The 3,282-nt window shown below is 39.4% G+C and carries 3 protein-coding genes; all 3 read right to left on the bottom strand.

Annotated features, from left to right (window positions below; all coding sequences use genetic code 11):
• Positions 1-124 precede the first annotated feature (124 nt).
• On the bottom strand, positions 125-1,216 hold the full coding sequence (mobV, locus tag EKM61_RS11660) for a MobV family relaxase (RefSeq protein ID WP_125636235.1): 1,092 nt from the start codon (positions 1,214-1,216) through the stop codon (positions 125-127).
• 198 nt (positions 1,217-1,414) lie between these two features.
• Entirely contained in the window at positions 1,415-1,699 is a 285-nt protein-coding gene (locus EKM61_RS11655; RefSeq protein WP_125636233.1) for a DUF3892 domain-containing protein, read from the bottom strand.
• A 59-nt stretch (positions 1,700-1,758) separates the two neighbouring features.
• Positions 1,759-2,715, bottom strand: coding sequence for a protein rep (locus EKM61_RS11650; protein ID WP_125636231.1), 957 nt, complete (start codon positions 2,713-2,715; stop codon positions 1,759-1,761).
• Positions 2,716-3,282: the final 567 nt, after the last annotated feature.

Here is a 3,282-nt window from a genome sequence, read left to right as displayed (position 1 = left end):
TAAAGCCTCAAAAAGGGACTAACTGCTAAAGCAGTAAGTCCCTTTAATTCGATTTACCGTTGACTGACGGCCATTAAACAGCTCCAATACTCATCAGCGGTTAAATTAAAGCCATAGACCAAATTCAAAGACTTGGACCATCTAATTCATCATGTTGTCCCTCTGAACGCTCCTGTGGCCTCTGAGGGGCTTTTTTAGACGGTTCTTTTAGTCCAGCTCGTTCTAGCCACTTACTTGGTAAGCCAACCCCTAATTTGCGCTGTAAGAAGCGGTCAACGCTCCGAACAATTCCTTGTAGCGTCCCGACTAACTTTTGAAGACGACGATTCTCAATGTCTAGTTCCATAGCCTTACTTTCAGCTTTGATCAACTGGTCTTTTTGAATATCCATATCAGACCTTTGGGACAATGTTTCAGTAAAATACGTATCCGTTAAGCTGGCGCCCTGTTTAAGTTTATCAAAGTCAAAACGGTCAACCAGCACATACCGCTTATGAAAACGGGATTCCTTCGTTTTAACACTGTTCACATCAAATTTAGTGGCTTGATACGTTTTAAGTTTCACTTGGCGCTGTTTAGTTTCATTTTCAACCGCTGCTAACTTTTGCTGCCCCTGCTTAATAGATTCCCGCATGGCTTTATATTCTGGTACCGTTAAACTTTTACGTTCTGATTCTTGAACCCCACGTTGAATATTGAAACCATGCTGTTGTAAATAAGTCGGTAATTGATCTTGAATATCTCGCAAAGCTGTGCGATTAAAAACTCGTTTAGCAGACAATTTATGTTCATCATCAAACGGGACAATCCCCATATGCATATGTGGGGTGCTCTCATCAAGATGAACAATTGCATAACGAATATTTTCTTCACCAAACTTTTTGGCAAAATATTCCTTAGCCGTTTCAAAATATTTGCGCGTATCAGCCGCCGTTAAATCGGCAAAGAAATGACGATCACTTGAGATAATCCATTCATTGACCAAGACCGCATCTTTTCTAACTGCTCGCTGACTCGTTTTATGTTCGTTAACATAGGCTTCAATATCTGTTTTAAAATGACTGGTTCTGCCAGCAACTAAATCGTAATTCAAAGCCGAACGACTAACGTCAATATCAGCGTTTTTATGATGTTGTGTTCGACGTTGATCATGATTACCCAAACCAACCAGATTGTCAGCTTTCAATTTCTGCATATTAGCCACTAAATAACTCACCTAACCACTCCATTCCCAAACAGCTAAATTTGGTTAGAGCATAGCACAGAATTCGGAAAACCTCCATGTAAGGTATAGCCCAATATACTTTACCTTGTAAAGTTTGGGCTCTGCGAGGCAATTTTTGCCGTTGGCAAAAAAATAATCAAAGGTCGCTTTAGCTCCCAATGATTATTAAAAAACAGATAGTGATAAAAATTATTGTTCGTAATAGTGAGGTAAATTAAGCAAGTTATCCTTTTGAGTGTTGTCTTCAGTAGAACGAACATACTTAACAGGGTGATCAACAGGTACTAATTTAGGATTCGGAGCAATATCAACTACAATTGTATAGAGATTTTCATGCAACCAATCATTAATAGTCTCTTTAGCATACCAGCCAGAAATACCTTCACCACCGGCCGAACGTAAATTGATTCGGACAATTGTTTCCAAACGTTCCTCATCACCACGATTAAAGCTTATCTTATCAGCATAAATCATAAAAGAATCCCCTATCTAGACAAATGATTTCCTGTCTTTATATATAATATAGCACTTATTCAAATAAAGTAATTTTTGCGCTGATAATCCCACTTAGCAACAATTTCACGTACCACTTGATCAGTCTTTTCATCATCACTATCCGTATTAATCAAATCACCATTTTCAACATCTTCTAGTTGCAACTGCTTGCGAATTTCTTTCAGCAAACCGCCATAGCTAATTTGGCGGGAACCAGCCAAAGCTTGTTCCAAATCATCAATCACTTGTAGATCTTGTTCTTGATTATTAGTCAAAATATCTTTAGATTTCACCTGATATTTAGCCGTTTCTTGGGCACTAGCCAGTAAAGAATTTTTCTGGCGTTTCACATTCGGTTTAACCGCTTCAACATTCACAATCGGAACATAAGTCAATTTCATTGCCCGTTGCCAATAACCAGTCCATTCTGACTGTGAAATATAATTATCAGATCCTTTAAAATAAAGACTCTTCACAAATAATAAAACATGCATATGATGGTGATACATCGGCTGATCCGCTTCATGATTAACGGTCACTTCAGTCGAACGCACATAGCCTAACAAATTCTTAGCTGGCTTTTTATAACGCATTAAATCACGAACAGCTCGCCCCATTTGTCGTAGCTCACTCTTTAATTGCTTACCAGTTGTATTCTCAACCGTCAGCGTTAGAAATAAGAACCGACCAGTTTTTCGTTGTTTAACTGCTTCCTCCAAAATTTGAATTAACTGATTAGATTGTTTCATTGCCCGTCGCCAATTACATAACGGACACAAACGAGAATGACAAAACCAAGTTTGAGCCAATTTTTTATGTCCCTGTTTATCTTCCACGAAACGTAAAACTTCGCCACATTCCCTAACTCGATGAGCTTTCTTATAATGCAACATCTGCAAGTAATCACCATACTGCAAATTCTCTAGCTTACGCTCTCGCCACGGACGAACTTTCCCTGACCGAGATTTATCAACTAAAACTTTTCTATCAGTCAAAATAAAACTCCTCTCATCTGGCCACGTGAGAAGAGTTAATCTGCTATGTATTACTTTACTAAAATCAGCCAGAAGCCTTGACGGTCAACTACCCAAGCCTTAAACTATGTCTAGTAAATAAAAATACGATTTTACAAGATTAGCTCACGTGTTCGAGGTCGCCAAACTTTCGAAGCTCACGTGGGTTTTTTTATATTCATTTTATACCACCATAATACGCCTAAAGACAATCATGTCAACGTTTTGTTACACATTTTGAAAAGTCCGTTGTTTCTAATAGTATCAAGATAAGAAGAAACTGGTCAAAATCGACCAGTTTCTAAGCCCTCGGGCGCTGACGCCCCGAACCCAGTCCAAGCTGTGCCAGCTTGACCGCCTAAATGAGCGGGAGCCCCCGCTCAAACTCACCCCGCACTCGCCGTGAGGCAGGCAAAAAAAGCAGGGTTGCTTTTCTTTGCATGCGCAAAAGTGTCTTGGTCTAGTAAGTCAATCAACTCCTTAAAGCCTCAAAAAGGGACTAACTGCTAAAGCAGTAAGTCCCTTTAATTCGATTTACCGTTGACTGAC

The sequence above is a fragment of the Loigolactobacillus backii genome (assembly GCF_003946275.1).
Lineage (GTDB): Bacteria > Bacillota > Bacilli > Lactobacillales > Lactobacillaceae > Loigolactobacillus > Loigolactobacillus backii.
This window is presented reverse-complemented; position numbering and strand designations above follow the sequence as displayed.

Coding starts and splice junctions, on each gene's coding strand:
- EKM61_RS11655 (WP_125636233.1), bottom strand. CDS start 1,699: ATGATTTATGCTGATAAGATAAGCTTTAATCGTGGTGATGAGGAACGT.